Below are 18,725 nucleotides of genomic sequence, written 5' to 3'. Positions count from 1 at the left end.
GTATCTCATGGTGACGCATCTCACAGAAGAAATTCCCCGCTCGGTTTGGTACGGCTGGGGTGACCCGGCACGCGCCAAACCCCTGGCACCCGGCGCCCTCGAGTATTTGCGCCGCACGCTCCGGCTGTCCACTGTTGCGCCCAGCCACCCGCCCGTTGACCTGTACGACGTCCGGGTCGGACCGGTCAGCGTTGGGGACGAGGTGCTGGCCGAACTCCGGGCCGTCACGGGGGCGGAGCACGTCTCAACGGATGCAACTGAGCGCATTCTGCACGCCGGCGGCAAGAGCACGCCGGACCTCCTGCGGCGCCGCAGCGGCGACGCGCTCGACGCGCCGGACGCCGTCGTCTTCCCCGGCAGCAGCGAAGAGGTCGGCGAAATCCTGGCCCTGTGCGTGAAACGAAAACTGGCGGTTGTTACGTTTGGCGGCGGCACGTCGGTGGTGGGCGGCGTGGAGCCCCTGCGCGGACGGTTCGACGGCGTCATCACCCTTGACATGCGGCGCATGGACCGGCTGTTGAGCCTTGACCCGGTGTCCCGCACGGCAACGTTTGAGGCCGGCATCAGGGGCCCTGCCATCGAGGCGGCACTGGCCCCGCACGGCTTCACGCTGGGACATTTTCCGCAGAGCCACCAGGAGGCGACGCTGGGCGGCTATGTCGCGACCCGCTCCTCCGGCCAGTCCTCCACCGGCTACGGCCGCTCGGACGAGATGGTCAAGAGCGCCCGCCTCGAGACGCCCGCGGGACCGTTCACCGCCGGCTCCCCCGCACCCGGCACGGCCGCAGGGCCGAAGCTGCTCGACGTCGTCGTCGGCAGCGAGGGCACCCTGGGCGTCATCACCAGTGCCACGCTGAAGGTGTCCCCGGCACCCGCTGACAAGGTCTACGGCGCCTGGTCCTTCCCGTCGTTTGCGGCCGGGGCCGACGCCATGCGCCAGCTCAGGCACGACGGCGCCCGCGGCGACATGCCGCACGTCTGCAGGTTGAGCGACACGGATGAGACGGCGTCAACCTTTAAGCTCGGCGGGTGGAAGACCGGGGCGCTCTCGGGCTACCTCTCGGTCCGCGGCCAAAAGACGCCGGCCCTGGCACTCTTTGTCTGGGAAGGCGAGAGCCGACAGATCCGGGCGCGCAGGCGCCGCAGCGCACGGATCCTGCGCCGGGCCGGAGGCATCCCGCTCGGGCCGCTGCCGGGGAAGGCCTGGGAACACGGGAGGTTCAGCGGCCCGTACCTGCGCGACGAGTTGCTGACCCGCGGCGTCTACGTGGAAACACTTGAAACCGCCGCGACCTGGGGCCGGGTTGAGGAAACCTACAGCAGTGTCCGGCAGGCCATCCTCGACGCCCTGGGACACGACGGCGCGGGTGCCTTCGTCCAGACGCACATCTCCCATGTGTACTCCGACGGCGCCTCGCTCTACTTCACCTTCCTGTCCGGGCTGGAGGAGGACGGCTTGGCGCAAAATGCCCGGGTGAAGGCGGCCGCGTCACAGGCGATCCTTGCGGCCGGCGCCACGATCACCCACCACCACGCCGTGGGAATGGACCATGCCCCCTACCTGGGCGCAGAAATCGGGAGCCTCGGCATCAAGGTGCTGGCCGGCATCAAGGACGCGCTCGATCCCGAGGGCATCATGAACCCCGGCAAGCTCATCCCCGCCGGTTCCCCGCAGCACGCCGCAGCCCCGCAACCCAGCACACCCAGCCCCAAGGAGCAGCAATGAACGGCACCATCGAATCCCTTGCCAATGCAACCGTCCTGATCACCGGAGCCGCCATGGGGATGGGCAGGATGTACGCGCAGCTGGCGGTTGCCGACCACGCCGCCCACGTGGTCCTGTGGGATGTCAACGAGGAGCAGCTGGCGGCGGCGGTCGCCGAACTGGCCGGCAGGGGCTCGCAGATCCACAGCTATGTGGTCGATGTCAGCAAGCTGGAGGCCATCGAGGCAGCCGCGGAGAAGGTGCGCAACGACGTCGGCACCCCCGACATTCTCATCAACAACGCCGGCATTGTGCGCGGCAAGTACTTTTGGGAGCACGACCAGCGCAGCGACATTGCGGCAACCATGGCCATCAACACGCTGGCCCTGATGCACATCACCCGCGAATTCCTGCCGGCCATGATCGAAGGCGGCAGAACGTCCAGGATCGTCAACGTGGCCTCCGCGGCCGGGCTGCTCGCCAACCCGCGCATGAGCGTTTATTCGTCCTCCAAGTGGGCCGTGATCGGGTGGAGCGACTCCTTGCGCCTGGAACTGCAACAGGCGGGCCACGGCCACATCAAGGTGACAACGTTCTGCCCGTCCTACATCAAGACCGGCATGTTTGACGGGGCCCGAGGGCCGCTCATGACCCCGCTCATGGAACCGGCCGCCGTGACGGAGCGCGTGTGGCGGGCCATGAAGGAGGGCACCCCCATGCTGATGATGCCGTGGACGGTGAAACTGAGCACCGCCCTGCGCGGAGTCCTGCCGACCGCCGCCTGGGACGTCGTGGCCGGGCGCGTATTTGGCGTCTACAAGTCCATGGAGCACTTCACGGGCCGGAAATAAGGGGCCAAAAGCTGCGAGGATGGGGCAATCGCCGCCCGCCTCGTGGAGGCCTTTGTACACGGTGAAGATATTCGCCAACCGGGGCGGACGGCCATCGATTTGCTGCCGGCGAACCCCGCTAACGACCCGTGAAACCCGGTTTCCGCTTGGCCGTGAACGCCTCAAAACCCTCCGCATAGTCGGCTGTTTTGGACAGTTCTGCCTGAGCCTTGTTTTCAAGCACGACGGCGTCCCACAGTCCCAGCCGCCGCTCCCGGATCGCTGCCACGAGGGTTTTGCTGGCGTTGAACGCCTGGGTAGGCCCGGTGGCCGCCTTGGCCGCCGCGGCACGGGTGAAGCCCAACAGCCCCTCCCCCGGGATGGCCCGGCTGAACAACCCGGCGGCAACTGCCTCCGTGCCGCTGATCAAATCGGAGGTGTAAATGAGGTCAAGGGTGCGGTGCGCGCCCAGAGTTTCGGTGAACAGCCAGTGCCCGCCCGAATCCAGCGTGGCGCCGAGATTGCCGAACGGGGAACCGATCTTGGCGTTTTCAGCCGCGTAGACCACGTCCGTGGCGATCAGCAGGCCCAGTCCCACACCCAGGCAGGCACCCTGCGCAGCGGCGAAGGTTGGCGCCGGGAAGGTGCTCATCTTCTGCAGGAGCGGGGTCAGGAGCCCGTCAAGGTAGCCGCTGACATCGTCGGCGGCGGCTTCCACCCCGGCAATGTCGCGGCCAGCACAAAACGCCCGTCCGGCACCCCGGAGCAGCAGCGCCCGGACGCTTCCCGGTGAGCCGGCAGCCAGGGTCGCGGCGGCAGCGGCGTCGTCGTACGCCTTGGACAGTTCCGCGAGGGCTGCCCCGTCGAGCGCATTGAGTTTGTGCGGGGCATTCAGGACAATCTCGGCCACGCCGTCGGCAATGCTCAGTTCAATCACGGGAACTCCTCAAACATCGTAGTCAACGCTGACGGCGGGGGTGGTGGGCCGGGATTGGCAGGTGAGGACGTAGCCGCGCTCAAGCTCCTCCGGCTCCAGCGCATAGTTTTCCTCCATCTCTACCTTGCCCGACACGAGCCTTGCCCGGCAGGTGCCGCACACGCCGCCGGCGCAGGCGAACGGGACGTCGGCCCGTACGCGCAGGGCGGCATTGAGGATGGATTCGCGGGCGTGGACCGGGCTGCGCACGTCAGCGGTGAGCCCGTCGAGGGTGAACGTGATCTGGTATGTTTCCTCGGATTCATCCACCGGGACCGGCCGGCCGGACTGGCCCTCGGGACGGTCGGGGCGGCCGGTGCTGAACAGTTCAAAGCGGATCCGTTCGCGCGGCACGCCGCGGGCTGCCAGCACGTCCCGGCAAAGCTGGACCAGGTCAAAGGGGCCGCAGAGGAACCATTCGTCGACGTCGTCGGCGTGGATGGCGGTGTCCAGCAGGATCTCAAGTTTCTCCGCGTCGAGCCGCCCGCTCATCAGGGGCGCGATGCGTTGTTCGCGGGAGAGCACATGGTGCAGGGCGAAGCGTTGTGGATACCTGTCCTTCAGATCGGCCAATTCCTCCAGAAACATGACGTCCATGGTGGCCTTGTTGGCGTATACAAGGTCAAGGCAGCTCGCGGCGTTGCCCGCCAGGAGCGACCGTGCGAGCGCCATGACAGGCGTAATGCCGGAGCCCGCAGCAATGGCAACATATGTTCCGGCACGGCCGGCCAGCGCCTCCGGGTGGTTCATGCTGTTGAGCACATTGGCGACGTCCGGGCCGGAACTGGCTGCTGGGGAGGTGCCGGAGGCGTGCCTGGAAATGAATGCCCCCATCGGGCTCATGACCTCCATGACGGCGCCCGCGGCCAGTTCGGCGTTGGCCCAGGTGGAGAACTCCCCGCCAATGTCGCGCTTGATGGCCACGCGAAGCTCCGAGCTGCCGTCGGCAAATTCTGTCGGCACGGCGCAGATGGAGTAGCTGCGGCGCACCTCCCGGACCACCCCGTCGGCGTCCGGGCGCTGAACACGCAGGGCCACATACTGGCCGGGCAGATAGTCGTAGCGCCCTGCCAGCTCCGCCGGGACCGCGAAACTGACCTCGATGGCGTCTTCGGTGAGGCGGCGGACCGCGCTGACAGTGAGTGCGTGGAAGGAGGCCCGGCGCCTGGCCGCAGCGTCAACGGGGACACTCATCAGAGCACCTTGAAGTAGTCGAACGGTTCCATGCACTCCTGGCACACGTAGAGTGCCTTGCAGGAGGTGGAACCGAAGCGGGTAATTTCCCTGGTGTTGAGCGAGCGGCATTGCGGACATTTCACCTGCAGCGCCAGCCGCACCGGGCCGCTGTGGCCGCCGGCGCGCGATTGGCCGCTGGGTGCGGCAATCCCGTATTCCTCCAGCTTGGCCCGGCCCGCGGCGCTCATCCAGTCGGTGGTCCATGCCGGGGACAGCACCGTCACCACCTCCACGTCGGGCCAGCCGGCCCGGGCAAAGGCGGCCAGGATGTCGTCCCGGATGGCCTCCATCGCAGGGCAGCCGGAATAGGTTGGCGTGATGGTGACCTGCACGGCGGGCTTGCCGGCGACGGCACCCGGCCCGCCGCCGTCGTGCATCCCGACACTGCGCACGTCGACGCTGCGCAGGATGCCCAGATCGGCGATGGTGAGCACGGGAATTTCGGGGTCGCACACGGCCGCGGCCACGTCCCAGGCCTGCTGGTGGGTCAGGTGCGCCCGCGTTGCCATCGCCGTCACCAGCCCGCCCCCGGAAATTCTCGCGCCAGCACCTGCATCTCGGCCAGCACAAACCCCAGGTATTCGGAGTGCTGCCCGCGACGCCCGCCGCCGGTGGCCATGGGCTGCCTCGACACGTCCAGCTCCGCCTCGGCCAGGACGGCCCCGGTGGTCCGGCCAAACTCCGCCGCCAGGGATGAAGGCACGACGGCGGCCCCGCCCAGCCGCGCTGTCAACGGATCGTCCTCAAAGAGCTCACCGGCAAAAGGCCACATCACCTTGATTCCGGCCTCCATGCGGCGCCGGGATTCAGCGGTGCCGCCGGCAAGCCGCAGGACCCACTGGGTGCTGTGGTCCAGGTGGTAGTCAACCTCCTTGACCGCCTTGGCCGCGATGGCGGCCAGCATGGGGTCGGTGGAGTTGCTGAGCGCGCGATAGAGCGGGAATTGGTAGCTGGCCGCGATGAACTGCCTGGCAATGGTTGCGGCAAAGTCGCCGTTGGGCTGCTCGAAGAGGTGCACGGAACGGAACTGGGTTTCCCGGCGGAAGTAGGCGAGCTCGTCTTCCGTCTTGCCCCAGGCGGCCCCTGCATAGCTGAGGAAGGAGCGGGCATGGCCCAGCTGGTCAAGGGCGATATTGCCCAGCGCCACGTCTTCCTCAAGCTCCGGGGCGCGGGAAATCCAGTGTCCCAGCCGCTGTGCGAGGATCAACGCATCGTCGCCCAGGCGCAGCGCATACTCGGCAGTGTCCTCGCTGGGCTTCGCCGTGCCCTGCGCAGCGGCGAGCGCAATGTCCTCCGGGCGCAGCGCAAAGCCGGGGGTGATGCGGGTGGCTGAGGCCGAGGAGTCGCCCAGTGCATAAGGGGTGGATGGGCCCACGCCGGCGAGGGACCCGGCCTGAGCTTGCGAGGGTTGGGAGCCGGTGGATGGGCCCACGCCGGCGAGGGACCCGACGTGAGCTTGCGAGGGTTGGGAGCCGGTGGGGATCACAGGTGTTTCACCCCTTCGCTCTTCGTGTAATAGGTGGCGTGCCGATAGTCCTTGCCCTGGGGGGATTCAAAGAAGGACCCCTTGGAATCAGGGTCGGAGGAGGCAATGGCACCCGACGGGACGACCCAAATGGACACGCCCTCATTGCGTCGGGTGTACAGGTCGCGGGCATTGCGCAGCGCCATCGCCGCGTCGGGGGCGTGCAGCGAACCGGCGTGGACGTGGCTCAATCCGCGGTTTGAGCGGACGAAGACCTCCCACAGGGGCCAGGCGGGGGCACCCGGGGAGGGTGCCGGCGTCGTGCCTTCTGCGGGTGAATTTTCGGCAGGGCACATGGCTACGCAGCCTCCGTTGACTGGGCTGCCTGGTGGGTGCGGGCCTCCTGTTTGGCGGCGTAGGCGGCAGCAGCTTCGCGCACCCAGGCACCGTCCTCATGGGCTGCCCGGCGGCGTTCCAGGCGCTGCGCATTGCAGGGGCCCCGGCCGGCCAGGACTTCCTTGAACTCCGCCCAGTCGAGCGGGCCGTGCTCCCATTTTCCGGTGTCTTCGTCGAACCGGACCCTGTCATCGGGCAGTGCCAGCCCCAGCACCTTGGCCTGCTCGGCCAGCATCCCGACAAAGCGGGAGCGAAGCTCGTCATTGCTGAAGCGCTTGATGTTCCAGGCCATTGACTGCTTGGAATTGGGTGAGTCGTCATCCGGCGGGCCAAACATCATCAGCGACGGTGCGTACCAGCGGTTGACGGCATCCTGGGCCATTTCCTTTTGCTCCGGAGTGCCATTGGCCAGCTCCAGCAAGATTTCAAAGCCCTGGCGCTGGTGGAACGACTCCTCCTTGCAGACCCGGACCATGGCCCGCGCATACGGTCCGTACGAGGCCCGGCACAGCGGCACCTGATTGCAGATGGCGGCGCCGTCCACCATCCAGCCGATGGCACCCATGTCCGCCCACGTCAGGGTCGGATAGTTGAAAATGGAGGAGTAGCGGGCCTTGCCGGCCACCAGAGCGGCCATCATGTCGTCGCGCGTGGTGCCGAGCGTCTCTGCGGCAGAGTACAGGTAGAGCCCGTGTCCGGCCTCGTCCTGGACCTTGGCCATCAGGATGGCCTTGCGCTTGAGGCTTGGCGCGCGGGTGATCCAGTTGGCCTCGGGCTGCATGCCGATGATTTCAGAGTGGGCGTGCTGGGAGATTTGGCGCACCAGTGCGTGGCGGTAGTTCTCCGGCATCCAATCCTTGGGTTCCACGCGGGAATCCTTGGCGATGATCCGGTCGAAGTTGGCCTGCCCTGCAACGGCAGCTTCATCTTCGTTAATGGCTCCGTCTTCCCGTGACGGCCCTGCAGCGGGCGCGCCAGCCAGCCCTTCACTTCGTGCGGGACGGCCCCCGGGCTGCACGATCTGCGCCATGGCAACTCCTCGTAGTGATGCCGGCATTAATTACCGACCGTTCGTTCAGGATATCGCGTGGCCGACAACCCCGTCAATGATCTTCAGGGAGCGCGCCTTGCTCCCTGGGCCAGTGCATCTGGGGCATTTGGCCGCCCCACGCCGCCCCGGCGCTCCCCGTTGCAGGGATGCCGCGGTTCAGGCATTCGGTGATGTCGACCAGCGTTTCCGGAGCCACGTCCGCCAGCATGCGTTCGGCAAAGGCCAGCAGCCGTGCCGCCCGCAGTGCCTTGACTGCGTCAAGCCTGGCCTCAAGGGGCGACGGGAATGGGATGGAGTCCAGATCGATCAAAAACAACGGATCGACGTCGAACATCTCGCAGATCGCAGTCAGGACGTCCTTGTTCTTGACCACAACCCTGGTGCCGTCCTTCATATAGAACCAGCGCGCCCGCGACATGGGGACCCCGCGTTCGGCCAATGCCTGCTTCACCTCGAGAAACGTCACGGGGCGGCCCCGCTGCACCGCCACCGCATCCAAAAGCAGGTTCAGGCGCCGGGCAAAAAGCGTTTGCGGCGCTGGCGGGTTGTGCACGGCATCGTGTCCAGTGCTCATACCAAGCTCCTCAGGAGGGACGCGATCCGACCACCAATGCCGGCCCGCCCGTCGGTTCCCCTCCAGTATTGTTTGTGGACTCCAGCCCCGCAAGACCTCACAGTCCGGCACTTGCGCCGGCGCCATGGGCCGCCTCGTTGAGAAGCAGTCGGCGGGTTGACCGGTGGGTTGACAGGCGGCGACGAAGGGTATTACCTAATGAACATTCGGTAATAAAAGCGAGGAGCGGCAGATGACATCCAACGGGGTCGCACCACAGCACCATCTCCTGGCGAAGGACAGCGCATCCGAATGGCTGGGCATTGAGGTGCTGGGGCTCGGGGACGGCCACGCGACCATTGCCATGACCCTGCGCCCTGAAATGATGAACGGCTTTGGCGTCACCCACGGGGGAATGGTCTTCGCCCTCGCGGATTCCGCATTTGCCCTGGCCTGCAACCCCGCGCAGGGCGACGCCGGTTTCGTGACGGTTGCCTCCGGCGTCGACGTTAATTTTTTGGCGCCGACCCACACTGGCCAACGCCTCACCGCCGTCGCCAACCGCCGCCAGCAGCAGGGCCGCAGCGGCCTGTACGACGTCCAGGTCACGGCCGGTGACGGCGGCATTTCAACAGTGGTGGCTGAATTTCGGGGCCGCAGCCGGACCGTTCCCAACAAGCACGTGAAGTGAATCGGCCGTGAGAAACTAGGAACCATGCCCAACCCCGCCCCAGCAGCCCACGCCACCTCGTCCAAGCGGGGCAGGCCCGGCTACAACCAGCAGTCAGTGCTGCGGATCGCCGTCGAGGTGTTCAACAAGCACGGTTACGAGGCCGCCTCCATGGGGATCCTGGCCGGGCACCTGGGCATCTCCAAGTCCGCCATTTACCACCATGTCCCGTCCAAGGAAGAGCTGCTGCGACTCGCCCTCGAGGAGGCCCTGGGCGGTCTGGAAGGCATTTTAATGCTCGACGGCGCCAGTACCGGGGCGCCCGACTCCCGCCTTGAGTTTGTGCTCAGGGGGACAATCGCGGTGCTCGTGGAAAAGCTGCCGTTTGTGACCCTGCTGCTGCGGCTGCGCGGCAACACCGAGATGGAGCGTGATGCCCTGGCCCGGCGCCGCGCCTTTGACCGCACCATCACCGGACTGGTTTCGGCTGCACAACAAGACGGTTCACTGCGCACCGACATCGCGCCCGGCACCATTACCCGGCTGCTGTTCGGCACCATCAACTCGATCGTGGAATGGTACAAGCCCGGCGGTAGCCTGTCCGTCCAGAAGCTCGCCGACGACGTCATCGCCATGTCCTTTCAGGGCCTGCGGGGATAGCGGAAGCAGTAGAGACAGTGAGCGGGCGGCACCAATTTCGCCGGGACTTTCCTCCACAGTTCGACTAGATTCGAGAGTTATCCACAAAACGCTTCTTTCGTCGTAGAATGTCAGGCCCTTTGGGTAAAATTTGAGACATGGAAGCAACGGCACAGGTGCCGGGACATCCCGGCTCCGCACAGCACGGCAGCGTTGCTGGTGAACACATTCACCAGCTGCTGGGCCTTGCCGAAGCCCTGGTGCGGACCGCCGCATCCGAACACGCCACGCAGGAAGAACAGCCCCTCGTTTCGGCGCCCCTGGGAATGGATCTTGGCTCGCTGAGCGATGATGAGGCTGCGGCCTGGGCGCAGAATTTGGAACATCTGAACAGGCACCTCCAAGGCTTGCTTGTCCAGGCGGCAGGGGAACTGTCGGACCGCGTCCATGCCGGGCGGTATGAAGAGGCCTGCGCCCGGAATCCTGCCGAACTGCTGACTTCCTCCCTGATGCTCAGCCGGGCCGAGGCTGCCCGCCGCATCCGGCTGGCCGAACATTTCCTGACCAGCACCGACCCGCTGGCACAGGCGGCGCCGACGCCAAGCCAACCAATTCTTGGTTCGGCCCTGTTCACCGGACGCATTTCCGCCGAACAAGCCCTCATCATTTCCGGATTTGTCGATGAGGCCGCCCGGCTTGCCGACGCAGGGCGAATCCCCGAGGGCACGCCCCAGGGGCTCGAGGCGATGCTTGCCCGGCAAGCCGAGGATGAACCGCCCGACATTCTGCGCATCCTTGGCAGGCACGCCCTGTCGTTGCTGGACCCCGATGGTCAAAAACCCTCCGAGGCCGACCTGGTGGCCAAGCAGGGCATCTTTTTCCGGCGGCCGCGGAAGGGACTGGTCCACATCGATGGGTTCATGACCATCCCCCAGTATGAACACCTGATGGCCGGCATCGGCTGGTCCAGCAGCCCCAAGCAGCCGGACCACGACCCACAAGACGGATCGATGCAGCCCGTGCCCGGGCAAACGGATCTGTTGGAGAAAATGCTGGCCACCGCCGGACAGGACCAGCCAGTCCAGCATCCGCAGCAGCCGCTGTGGACCCCGTCCACCGGCGATGACGGATCCACCTGGCGAAAACCACCCAGCCAGCCGCTCGCAACGACGGGACCAGGGTGGCGCAAGCCCTTGGCACCAGAGGACGTTCCTCCGCGGCCGCCGGAGGCGCCACCGCACGCAATCCCACCCCGCTTTGCAGGTGAAAAGTGGTTCTGGTTCCGTGACACCCTTGATTCCTCGGCAGGGGGCAACGGCTGGGCAAGTTCACCCCCAGGCGGCATCTGGACTTCCGGGTCGCCCAAGGCCAACCCGGATGATCCCGGCCCGTTCGCAGCTGCCCCGGCCCGTCCAGCTCCTCCAGCTCCTTCAGTTGCCCCAGTTGCCCCAGAGGCTGTCCTGGGTTCCGGAGCCACGGATTCCGGCGCCACAGCTCCGCCCGAAACTGCCGGCTCCCAGCCGTGGCCGCGTCTCGTCAACGGGGTGTGGGTGCCCGAGCCGGGTTCTGACAGCGGGCTGGACGGATTGGACCCGATCGACCCCGACAGCACCGATCCCGCAGTGAAGGACAGGCGCACCCACGGGCAACGGCTCCTCGACGGACTGATCAGCTGCGTCCAGCTCGCTGCGCGCACCGGCCAGCTGCCCATCAATGGCGGACTGAAATCCCAGCTGTATCTCTCGGTCACACAGGAGGACCTGGACAAGAAGGACGGCACCGGCGTCGCCACCGCCCCATACAGCGGCCCCGTCCCCTTGGCCTTGTTTGAAACGGAGCTGTGCACTTCCGAGGTCACGCCGCTGTTGCGTGACAGCAACGGCAGCATTCTCGACGTGGGCCGCACCCAGCGCCTGTTCACCTTCGGCCAGCGCAAGATTCTTCTGGCCCGCGACATGGGCTGCGCGTTCCCGGACTGCATGTCTCCCCCATTTTGGGCAGAAGCGCACCACATCATTCCCTGGCAGGACGGCGGCGCCACCTCCGTGGACAACGGGGTGCTGTGCTGCAGCCTGCACCACCACTACCTCCATGACAGGGGCTGGGCCGTCAGGCTCGACGGCGGCACCGCCTGGTTCACACCGCCCTACAGCGCAGACATCCTGCGCAGGGAACGCCGCAACCGCTACCACCGGCGTCAGGCGTAGATCGTGTGTTCCTTTTCGACGAGGGTCAGGACGTCGTAGCTGGCCACGATCTCGCCGTTTTGGTTGTGCAGGATCGCATCCCAGCACACCTCCCCGTATTCGTCCGTCACGCGCGGGGTGATCTTCTTGGCGGTGAGCGTGACCCGGATGGAATCGCCGGCAGCCACCGGGGTGATGAAGCGCAGCGATTCAAGCCCGTAGTTGGCCAGCACAGGGCCGGGGGCCGGCTCCACAAACAGTCCGGCCGCCCAGGAAACCAGCAGGTAGCCGTGGGCCACGATGCCGGGGAAGAAGGGGTTTCTTTCAGCGGCGGCGGCGTCGGTGTGGGCGTAAAACGTGTCTCCTGTGGAGTCCGCAAAGGCGGTGATGTCCGCCAGCGTGACACGCCGCAGCCCGGAGGCAAAAGCGTCGCCGAGGCGCAGCTCGGCCAGCGACTTCCGGAACGGGTGGACGGTGCCTGCCACGGCCCCAAATTCCGGGTCACCGGCGGCCGTCCTGTCAGCGCCTGCATGCCAGACTCCCGTCACGGCCGTGAGCATGTTGGGCGAACCCTGGATGGCTGTGCGCTGCATGTGGTGTTGGATGGAGCGGATGCCACCGAGTTCCTCTCCGCCGCCGGCCCGCCCGGGACCGCCGTGCACCAGGTGTGGCACGGGTGAGCCGTGGCCGGTGGAGGTGCGTGCGTCTTCACGGTTCAGGAGCAGCACCCGGCCGTGGTGGGCGGCAATTCCCGTGACCAGTTGCCGGGCAACGCCGGGGTCGTTTGTGCACACTGTGGCCACGAGGGAGCCGGCCCCCAGTGCCGCCAGCCTGACCGCCTCGGTGACGTCGCCGCTGTCGTGCGTGTCATAGCCAAGCACTCCGGCCACGGGACCAAAGGCCTCGACGGTGTGCACGGCCGGTGCCTCCGCATCGGCCCAATTCAGCAGCACCGGAGACATGAAGGCCCCGCGTTCAACGAAGGCAACGGAGCCGTCGGCGCGAGCCACGGCGGGCGCGTCCAGGGTCCCCCACGCCAGCTCGCCGCCTGCCGCAAGCATTTCCGCCACCGCGGCGCGGACGTCCGCGAGCTGCTCCAATGAGGCGAGCGCGCCCATCGTGACACCTTCTGCACGGGGGTCGCCCACCACCACGCGTTCACTGAGGCGGGCACCAATGGCGTCGATGACGGCGCCGCGCACCTCGTTGGGGACGATCACGCGGCGGATGGAGGTGCACTTTTGGCCGGCCTTGACTGTCATTTCCGTGACGACGGATTTGATGAACGCGTCGAATTCCGGTGTGCCCGGGACGGCGTCGGGGCCAAGGATGGCGGCGTTGAGCGAGTCGGTTTCCGCGGTGAAGCGGACGCCGCCGTCAGCAATGTTCGGGTGGCTCCGCAACACTTTTGCGGTGCTGGCGGAGCCCGTGAAGGAGACCATGTCCCGGTAGTCCAGCAGGTCCGCCAGGCCCCGGGCCGACCCCGAAAGCAGTTGCAGCGAGCCGTTGGGCAGGATCCCGGATTCCACCATGGCGCGCACAGCCGCCTCCGCCAGGTAGCCGCTGGGCGTGGCCGGCTTGACGATGGTGGGCACACCCGCGACGAAGGCCGGGGCAAACTTTTCCAGCATGCCCCAGACAGGGAAATTAAACGCGTTGATCTGCACCGCCACCCCCGGGATCGGAGTGTAGATGTGCTCGCCGAGGAACGAACCGTCCTTGCTCAGCACCTCCACCGGGCCCTCCACAATGACGTTCGAGTTCGGCAGTTCACGCCGCCCCTTCGACGAGAAGGTGAACAACACCCCAATGCCCCCGTCGATGTCCACCATGGAGTCGATCGCCGTGGCGCCGGTTTGTGCTGAGACTGCGTACAATTCCTGGCGGCGGCCGTTGAGGAAGACGGCCAGGTCGCGCAACTTCAGGGCGCGCTCGTGAATTGTCAGCTTGCCGAGTTCGGCCTGCCCCACCGTGCGTCCATGCTCGACGGCGGCGGCCAAGTCCAGCCCCTCGGCCGACACCCGGGCGAGCGCCACCCCGGTGCTGGCATCGCGCACCTCCACGCCTTGCACCGGGTCATCTGGCTCCGGGGCACCGGGCATTGGGGCACCGGGCATGTCGGCCGGGGTCCACCAGGCATCCTTGATGTAGCTCGGAACAAACTCTGTTTTCGTTGCGGTGGCCATCGCTTAACCGTCCTCTCCGGGTGGGCTCCTGTGGTGTGTTCGGGCAGTGCGGGCTGGTTCCAGACTGTCAGCCCCAGTCGAAAAATCCCTTGCCGGTCTTGCGGCCCAGTTCGCCGCGGGCCACCTTGTCGCGCAGGAGCTGCGGCGGCGCAAACCGTTCGCCCAGCGTGGAGGCGAGATGGTCGGCAATCTCGAGTCGCACGTCCAAGCCCACCAGGTCAGTGGTGCGCAGCGGCCCGGTGGCGTGCCTGTAGCCGAGCACCATGGCGTTGTCGATGTCCTGGGCACTTGCCACACCCTCCTCCAGCATGCGCATGGCTTCCAATGCCAGTGCCACCCCCAGCCGGGATGAGGCAAAGCCGGGCGAGTCATTGACCACGACGGCGGTCTTGCCGAGCGCTGCAACCCAACCCTGCGCCGTGGCCACCAAGTCAGACCCTGTCTGCCTGCCGGCAACCACCTCGACAAGGGTTGACGACGGCACCGGGTTGAAGAAGTGCAGGCCAAGGAAATTTTCCGGACGGACCAATCCAGAGGCCAGCCCGGTGACTGACAGCGAGGAGGTGTTCGAGGCAAGCACAGCGTCCGGGCCCAGGCGCTTCTCCACGTCACGCAGGGCTGACATTTTCAAATCCTGTATTTCCGGCACGGCCTCCACCACCAGCCGGCACGGGGAAAAGCGAGCGTAATCGGTGGAAAGACTCAGCCGTTCCATGATGCTGGCACCGCCGACGTTGCGGCCGTCGCCGGAGCCGCCGGCCAGCCCCCGTCCCCCTGATTTGGCCCTGGATTTGGCAACGGATTTAGCCACGGCACGCTCCACACGCTGACGGGCACTGGCAACAGCCTCGACATCGCGCTCCACCACCACAACTGTGCAGCCGGCCATCAGGAAGGCATGGGCAATCCCTGCTCCCATGCGGCCCCCACCCAAGACACCGACCAAGGCAGGCAGCGGCCGGAAATCAGTGCCGGTCATTTCTTCCCCTTGTCCAAAAATGCCTGCATGCGCTCAAATTTGGCGGGCGATTCAAACAACTCGGCCTGCTCCCGGTTGTCGAGCTCCGGGTGCGCCTCGCGGGGTGCGTGAAACACCCGCTTCGTCGCCTGCAAAGCCAGCGGGTCCTGCGCGCAAATCCGGTCTGCGAGCGCATGCGCGGCGTCCATCAAGCCGGACTGCTCCACCAGCTCGGTGATGAGCCCCACGGCCAGGGCGCCCTCGCCCGTCAGTATCCGCCCGGCCAGCAGCATCTGCTTGGCCACCGGTTCACCCACCAGCTCCTTCAGCCGCCACGTTGCCCCTGCGGCAGCCATGATGCCAAGGCTGGTTTCAGGCTGGCCCATGCGCAGGGCCCGGGTGCCGATTCTAAAGTCCGCGGCGTAGGCCAGCTCGGCACCACCACCGAGCGCATACCCGTCCAGGGCGGCGATGACCGGCATGGGCAGCCTGGCAATGCGGTCAAACAAGCCCGAGTTGATGCCGGCCAGCGCGTCGTCCCGGCGTCGATCGCGCAGCTCGGCGATGTCAGCACCGGAGGCGAACATCCCCTTGGCGCCGGTGGCCTCATCACCCGGGATGCCGGAGAGGACCAGCACCTTCGGATGCGCCTCCAGATGGCTGCAGACGGCGTGCAGCTCGGCCACCATCTGCGCATCAATGGCATTCCGGACGGCAGGCCGGTTGAGCTGGACGGCCACCCGGTCCCCCGCTTCGGTGAGCAGGAGCGTAGCGAAAGCAGCGGGATCAAGGCGGTGCCCGCCGTCGGCCGCGAATGCCTGCTGTGTTCCTGCGGCCATGAAGGCACCCTTCGGACGTGCTTGGGGCGGGGTTGCTTGCATCCGCCGGATCCGGCCCGAACATTACCGACCGATCGTTCTATAAATATTCCACGGCAAGGGTCCGTGGTCAACACCCCCTTGACGTCTGCGCCCTTCGGAGCCGCGCGGCAGTTGTTCGGGCCGGGCGTGAACTTCAGGGCCGCTCCGCTGTTGGCATACTCCTTCGCCGCGGCCTGCAGTCCTCTATACAGTGGAATCCATGACGTTCCCCGAAGCTGCAGCCACCCCGTCCGCCACCGATTCCGCCCTGCCGGCGCCGCCGGTCGCCAAAATCGTTCCCGTGGAGCGGACCCATCACGGGGACACCTTCGTGGACAACTACGAGTGGCTGCGCGAAAAGGAAAGCCCCGAGGTCGTGGCCCACCTGAACGCCGAACAGGCCTACACCGATGCCGTGACGGCCGGCCAGGAGCAGTTGCGCCAGGACATCTTCAGCGAGATCAAGTCCCGCACGCAGGAGACCGACCTGTCCGTGCCCAGCCGCAAGGACGGGTGGTGGTACTACGGCCGCATGGTTGAGGGCCAGGCCTACGGCATCCAGTGCCGGGTGGCCGCCGGCAGCGATGGCACGTTGGCGGACTGGACTCCCCCGCTCGTGGAGCCTGGCGTGGACGTGCCGGGTGAAGAAATCCTGCTGGACGGCAATGTTGAGGCGGAGGGGCAGCCCTTCTTCGCCCTGGGCGGCGCGGCAGTCACCCGCGACGGCAAGCTGTACGCCTACGCCGTGGACAACGCCGGCGACGAACTTTTCACCATCCGCTTCAAGGATTTGAGCACGGGCGAGCTGCTGCCTGACATCATTGAGAACGCCTTCTACGGCGTGACGTTCTCCCCCGACGGCACCACACTTTTCTACATGGTGGCCGATGATTCCTGGCGCCCGTACCAGGTGAAAACCCACGTTTTGGGCACGCCCGTGGACAGCGATGAGGTCCTGTACCAGGAGGATGACGTCGCCATGTGGACAGGCTTCGGCCTGTCCGCCGACCGCCGCCACCTGATGATCAGCATCGGCTGTTCCGAGTTCAGCGAAAGCCGACTCCTGGACTTCGCCGCCCCGGAAAATGGCCTGCAGCTGCTGATCCCGCGCAGCGCCGGGATCCTGTACGACGCCGAGCCCTTCCTTCTGGACGGAGTCGAAAAGGTCCTGCTGACCCATGACCGGGACGCCGTGAATTCCATGATTTCCCTCGTTGACGCCGCCGAGTTCAGCAAGCCCGTGGCGGGGCAGCAGTGGGCAACCGTCGTCCCGCACGACGATTCCGTGCGCATCAACGGCGCCACGGTGACCGCCACACACATGGTCGTTTCACTGCGCAAGGACACCATCGAACGCATCCAGGTGACGGCGCTGGAACGCCTGGGAACCGCGGGGCAGGGTGCCGCCGTCGAACCTGTCTTTGACGAGGAGCTGTACACGGCGTCGATGGGCGGGAGCGAGTTTGAGTCCCCCGTGATCCGGTTGGTCTACTCCTCGGATTTCACACCCCCGCGCGTGTACGACTACGTCCTGCCCACGGCCGGAGAGGCGGCCGCCGGCGAGCTGTTGCTGCGCAAGGAAACCCCCGTCTTGGGCGGCTACCGCTCCGAGGATTACGTTGCCGAACGCGAATGGGCCACGGCCGCCGACGGCACGCAGGTGCCGTTGTCGGTGCTGCGCCGGGCCGACCTGCCCCGCGACGGTGCGAATGCCGGCGTCGTGTACGGCTACGGGTCCTACGAGGTCAGCATGGATCCCGGCTTTGGGGTGCCGCGGCTGTCGCTGCTTGACCGCGGCGTGGTGTTTGTCATTGCGCACGTGCGCGGCGGCGGCGAGATGGGCCGGCACTGGTACGAGGATGGGAAGAAGCTCACCAAGAAGAACACGTTCAGCGACTTCGTGGCGGCCACCGACTGGCTGGCGCAATCCGGCTGGGTGGATCCTGCACGCATTGCGGCCATGGGCGGTTCGGCCGGCGGACTGCTGATGGGCGCCGTCGCAAACCTGGCCCCGGAAAAGTACGCCGCCGTGGTGGCGCAGGTGCCGTTCGTGGACGCCCTGACAACGATCCTGGACCCCGAACTGCCACTCTCGGCGCTGGAATGGGAGGAGTGGGGCAACCCGATCACCGATCCGGAGGTGTACAAGTACATGCAGGAGTACACGCCGTACGAGAACGTGCGGGCTGTTGCCTACCCGAAGATCGCGGCCGTCACCAGTTTCAACGACACCCGTGTGCTGTACGTGGAGCCGGCAAAGTGGGTCCAGGAACTGCGCGCCAAGTCCACGGGCTCGGAGCCGATCGTGATGAAGATTGAGATGGACGGCGGCCACGGCGGCGCGTCCGGCAGGTACGAAGGCTGGAAGACCCGCGCCTGGGACTACGCGTTCCTGGCCGACGCCATCGGGGCAACCGAGCTGCGCTGATTGGCGGTTACCTCATTGGCGGTCAGCTCCGGACCAGGGCGTATACGGCCTCGGACGTCCATTCGCCCTTGAGGTACATGTTGTCGCGCAGCACACCCTCGAATTGCATGCCGAGTCGTTCGCACACAGCCGCCGACGCGTTGTTGCGGGCATCCAGCCGGGCCTCCATGCGGCGGAACCCCAGCTCATTCATGGCCAGGTCAAGCACGGCACGCGCACTCTCCGTGGCCAGCCCCTGCCCCTGCGCGCCCGGAGCCAGCGACCAGCCGATTTCCCCAACACGTTCCGGGGCCGTGCCGGCGTCCGGTTTCCCGCCGTCACTCCACTTCAACGCCACGTTTCCCAGGAGCCCGGGCTGTCCGGGACGCTGCATGGCAAACGCAGCCCAGTCGCCCGGCTTTTCAAAGGGATCGCCGATGAACCCGGCAATCCGGCCCATGCACTCCACATAGCTCCGCGGCCCGCCCAACAAATAGCGGGAGGTCTCGGGCAGGCTGGCGTATGCGTGGTAGTCGTCAAGGTCGTCGGCGGTGAAACGCCGCAGCACCAGCCGTTCGGTCTCCAGCGGGTACGGAATCTCAAGCAT

General features: G+C 66.5%; 17 protein-coding genes. 6 read left to right on the top strand and 11 right to left on the bottom strand.

Going from position 1 to position 18,725, the window contains the following annotated elements; translation table 11 throughout:
- Window positions 1–7 precede the first annotated feature (7 nt).
- Together AC1L6K_RS04400 and AC1L6K_RS04395 are read left to right on the top strand one after the other, a co-directional pair.
- Window positions 8–1,726, top strand: coding sequence for an FAD-binding oxidoreductase (locus tag AC1L6K_RS04400; RefSeq protein WP_480951509.1), 1,719 nt, complete (start codon window positions 8–10; stop codon window positions 1,724–1,726).
- Window positions 1,723–2,556 (top strand): SDR family oxidoreductase, encoded by an 834-nt coding sequence (locus tag AC1L6K_RS04395; protein ID WP_480951508.1) that lies wholly within the window; start codon window positions 1,723–1,725, stop codon window positions 2,554–2,556. The genes AC1L6K_RS04400 and AC1L6K_RS04395 overlap by 4 nt, the downstream gene beginning before the upstream one ends.
- A 118-nt stretch (window positions 2,557–2,674) precedes the next feature.
- Here the strand turns inward: AC1L6K_RS04395 and AC1L6K_RS04390 are convergent, their stop codons facing one another.
- The 7 genes from AC1L6K_RS04390 to AC1L6K_RS04360 all read right to left on the bottom strand — a co-directional run bounded on the left by AC1L6K_RS04390 (window position 2,675) and on the right by AC1L6K_RS04360 (window position 8,233).
- The gene (locus AC1L6K_RS04390; RefSeq protein ID WP_480951507.1) at window positions 2,675–3,472 is read right to left on the bottom strand and encodes an enoyl-CoA hydratase/isomerase family protein; all 798 of its coding nucleotides are present in this window, start codon (window positions 3,470–3,472) and stop codon (window positions 2,675–2,677) included.
- Between the two features lie 9 nt (window positions 3,473–3,481).
- Window positions 3,482–4,705 (bottom strand): 1,2-phenylacetyl-CoA epoxidase subunit PaaE, encoded by a 1,224-nt coding sequence (gene paaE / locus AC1L6K_RS04385; protein WP_480951506.1) that lies wholly within the window; start codon window positions 4,703–4,705, stop codon window positions 3,482–3,484.
- Window positions 4,705–5,256 (bottom strand): 1,2-phenylacetyl-CoA epoxidase subunit PaaD, encoded by a 552-nt coding sequence (gene paaD / locus AC1L6K_RS04380; RefSeq protein ID WP_480951505.1) that lies wholly within the window; start codon window positions 5,254–5,256, stop codon window positions 4,705–4,707. The genes paaE and paaD overlap by 1 nt, the downstream gene beginning before the upstream one ends.
- A gap of 5 nt (window positions 5,257–5,261) precedes the next feature.
- Window positions 5,262–6,122 (bottom strand): 1,2-phenylacetyl-CoA epoxidase subunit PaaC, encoded by an 861-nt coding sequence (paaC, locus tag AC1L6K_RS04375; protein ID WP_480952696.1) that lies wholly within the window; start codon window positions 6,120–6,122, stop codon window positions 5,262–5,264.
- Between the two features lie 107 nt (window positions 6,123–6,229).
- Window positions 6,230–6,568: a 1,2-phenylacetyl-CoA epoxidase subunit PaaB gene (gene paaB, locus AC1L6K_RS04370; RefSeq protein WP_480951504.1), complete on the bottom strand. Its 339-nt coding sequence runs from the start codon at window positions 6,566–6,568 to the stop codon at window positions 6,230–6,232.
- Between the two features lie 2 nt (window positions 6,569–6,570).
- Entirely contained in the window at window positions 6,571–7,638 is a 1,068-nt protein-coding gene (gene paaA, locus AC1L6K_RS04365; RefSeq protein ID WP_480951503.1) for a 1,2-phenylacetyl-CoA epoxidase subunit PaaA, read from the bottom strand.
- Between the two features lie 73 nt (window positions 7,639–7,711).
- Window positions 7,712–8,233 (bottom strand): hypothetical protein, encoded by a 522-nt coding sequence (locus AC1L6K_RS04360; RefSeq protein ID WP_480951502.1) that lies wholly within the window; start codon window positions 8,231–8,233, stop codon window positions 7,712–7,714.
- A 232-nt stretch (window positions 8,234–8,465) separates the two neighbouring features.
- Here AC1L6K_RS04360 and paaI point away from each other — a divergent pair, with 232 nt between their 5' ends.
- The 3 genes from paaI (at window position 8,466) to AC1L6K_RS04345 (ending at window position 11,728) form a co-directional block, all read left to right on the top strand.
- Window positions 8,466–8,903 (top strand): hydroxyphenylacetyl-CoA thioesterase PaaI, encoded by a 438-nt coding sequence (gene paaI / locus AC1L6K_RS04355; protein WP_480951501.1) that lies wholly within the window; start codon window positions 8,466–8,468, stop codon window positions 8,901–8,903.
- Window positions 8,904–8,927: 24 nt separating this feature from the next.
- On the top strand, window positions 8,928–9,542 hold the full coding sequence (locus tag AC1L6K_RS04350; protein WP_480951500.1) for a TetR/AcrR family transcriptional regulator: 615 nt from the start codon (window positions 8,928–8,930) through the stop codon (window positions 9,540–9,542).
- A gap of 137 nt (window positions 9,543–9,679) precedes the next feature.
- Complete coding sequence (locus AC1L6K_RS04345; RefSeq protein ID WP_480951499.1) at window positions 9,680–11,728, top strand: HNH endonuclease signature motif containing protein; 2,049 nt, start codon at window positions 9,680–9,682, stop codon at window positions 11,726–11,728.
- Here the strand turns inward: AC1L6K_RS04345 and paaZ are convergent.
- The 3 genes from paaZ to AC1L6K_RS04330 form a co-directional block, all read right to left on the bottom strand.
- Entirely contained in the window at window positions 11,719–13,893 is a 2,175-nt protein-coding gene (gene paaZ / locus AC1L6K_RS04340; protein ID WP_480951498.1) for a phenylacetic acid degradation bifunctional protein PaaZ, read from the bottom strand. The genes AC1L6K_RS04345 and paaZ overlap by 10 nt on opposite strands.
- A gap of 67 nt (window positions 13,894–13,960) precedes the next feature.
- On the bottom strand, window positions 13,961–14,872 hold the full coding sequence (locus AC1L6K_RS04335; protein ID WP_480951497.1) for a 3-hydroxyacyl-CoA dehydrogenase family protein: 912 nt from the start codon (window positions 14,870–14,872) through the stop codon (window positions 13,961–13,963).
- Window positions 14,869–15,690: an enoyl-CoA hydratase/isomerase family protein gene (locus AC1L6K_RS04330; protein WP_480951496.1), complete on the bottom strand. Its 822-nt coding sequence runs from the start codon at window positions 15,688–15,690 to the stop codon at window positions 14,869–14,871. Before AC1L6K_RS04330 ends, AC1L6K_RS04335 begins: the two co-directional genes overlap by 4 nt.
- A gap of 241 nt (window positions 15,691–15,931) precedes the next feature.
- Between AC1L6K_RS04330 and AC1L6K_RS04325 the strand changes: the two genes are divergently transcribed.
- A complete protein-coding gene (locus AC1L6K_RS04325) occupies window positions 15,932–18,139 on the top strand; it encodes a S9 family peptidase (RefSeq protein ID WP_480951495.1) in 2,208 nt (735 codons plus the stop codon).
- A gap of 22 nt (window positions 18,140–18,161) precedes the next feature.
- Here AC1L6K_RS04325 and AC1L6K_RS04320 read toward each other — a convergent pair whose 3' ends face one another.
- Window positions 18,162–18,725 (bottom strand): GNAT family N-acetyltransferase, encoded by a 564-nt coding sequence (locus AC1L6K_RS04320; RefSeq protein ID WP_480951494.1) that lies wholly within the window; start codon window positions 18,723–18,725, stop codon window positions 18,162–18,164.

It is taken from the genome of Specibacter sp. BI4, assembly GCF_056680095.1.
This window is presented reverse-complemented; position numbering and strand designations above follow the sequence as displayed.

What these genes read in the sequence shown, in the direction of transcription:
- AC1L6K_RS04400 (WP_480951509.1), top strand. Translation starts at nt 8, where the DNA reads ATGGTGACGCATCTCACAGAAGAAATTCCCCGCTCGGTTTGGTACGGC.
- AC1L6K_RS04395 (WP_480951508.1), top strand. Translation starts at nt 1,723, where the DNA reads ATGAACGGCACCATCGAATCCCTTGCCAATGCAACCGTCCTGATCACC.
- paaE (WP_480951506.1), bottom strand. Translation starts at nt 4,705, where the DNA reads ATGAGTGTCCCCGTTGACGCTGCGGCCAGGCGCCGGGCCTCCTTCCAC.
- paaD (WP_480951505.1), bottom strand. Translation starts at nt 5,256, where the DNA reads ATGGCAACGCGGGCGCACCTGACCCACCAGCAGGCCTGGGACGTGGCC.
- paaB (WP_480951504.1), bottom strand. Translation starts at nt 6,568, where the DNA reads ATGTGCCCTGCCGAAAATTCACCCGCAGAAGGCACGACGCCGGCACCC.
- paaA (WP_480951503.1), bottom strand. Translation starts at nt 7,638, where the DNA reads ATGGCGCAGATCGTGCAGCCCGGGGGCCGTCCCGCACGAAGTGAAGGG.
- AC1L6K_RS04360 (WP_480951502.1), bottom strand. Translation starts at nt 8,233, where the DNA reads ATGAGCACTGGACACGATGCCGTGCACAACCCGCCAGCGCCGCAAACG.
- paaI (WP_480951501.1), top strand. Translation starts at nt 8,466, where the DNA reads ATGACATCCAACGGGGTCGCACCACAGCACCATCTCCTGGCGAAGGAC.
- AC1L6K_RS04350 (WP_480951500.1), top strand. Translation starts at nt 8,928, where the DNA reads ATGCCCAACCCCGCCCCAGCAGCCCACGCCACCTCGTCCAAGCGGGGC.
- AC1L6K_RS04345 (WP_480951499.1), top strand. Translation starts at nt 9,680, where the DNA reads ATGGAAGCAACGGCACAGGTGCCGGGACATCCCGGCTCCGCACAGCAC.
- paaZ (WP_480951498.1), bottom strand. Translation starts at nt 13,893, where the DNA reads ATGGCCACCGCAACGAAAACAGAGTTTGTTCCGAGCTACATCAAGGAT.
- AC1L6K_RS04335 (WP_480951497.1), bottom strand. Translation starts at nt 14,872, where the DNA reads ATGACCGGCACTGATTTCCGGCCGCTGCCTGCCTTGGTCGGTGTCTTG.
- AC1L6K_RS04330 (WP_480951496.1), bottom strand. Translation starts at nt 15,690, where the DNA reads ATGGCCGCAGGAACACAGCAGGCATTCGCGGCCGACGGCGGGCACCGC.
- AC1L6K_RS04325 (WP_480951495.1), top strand. Translation starts at nt 15,932, where the DNA reads ATGACGTTCCCCGAAGCTGCAGCCACCCCGTCCGCCACCGATTCCGCC.
- AC1L6K_RS04320 (WP_480951494.1), bottom strand. Translation starts at nt 18,725, where the DNA reads ATGCTTGAGATTCCGTACCCGCTGGAGACCGAACGGCTGGTGCTGCGG.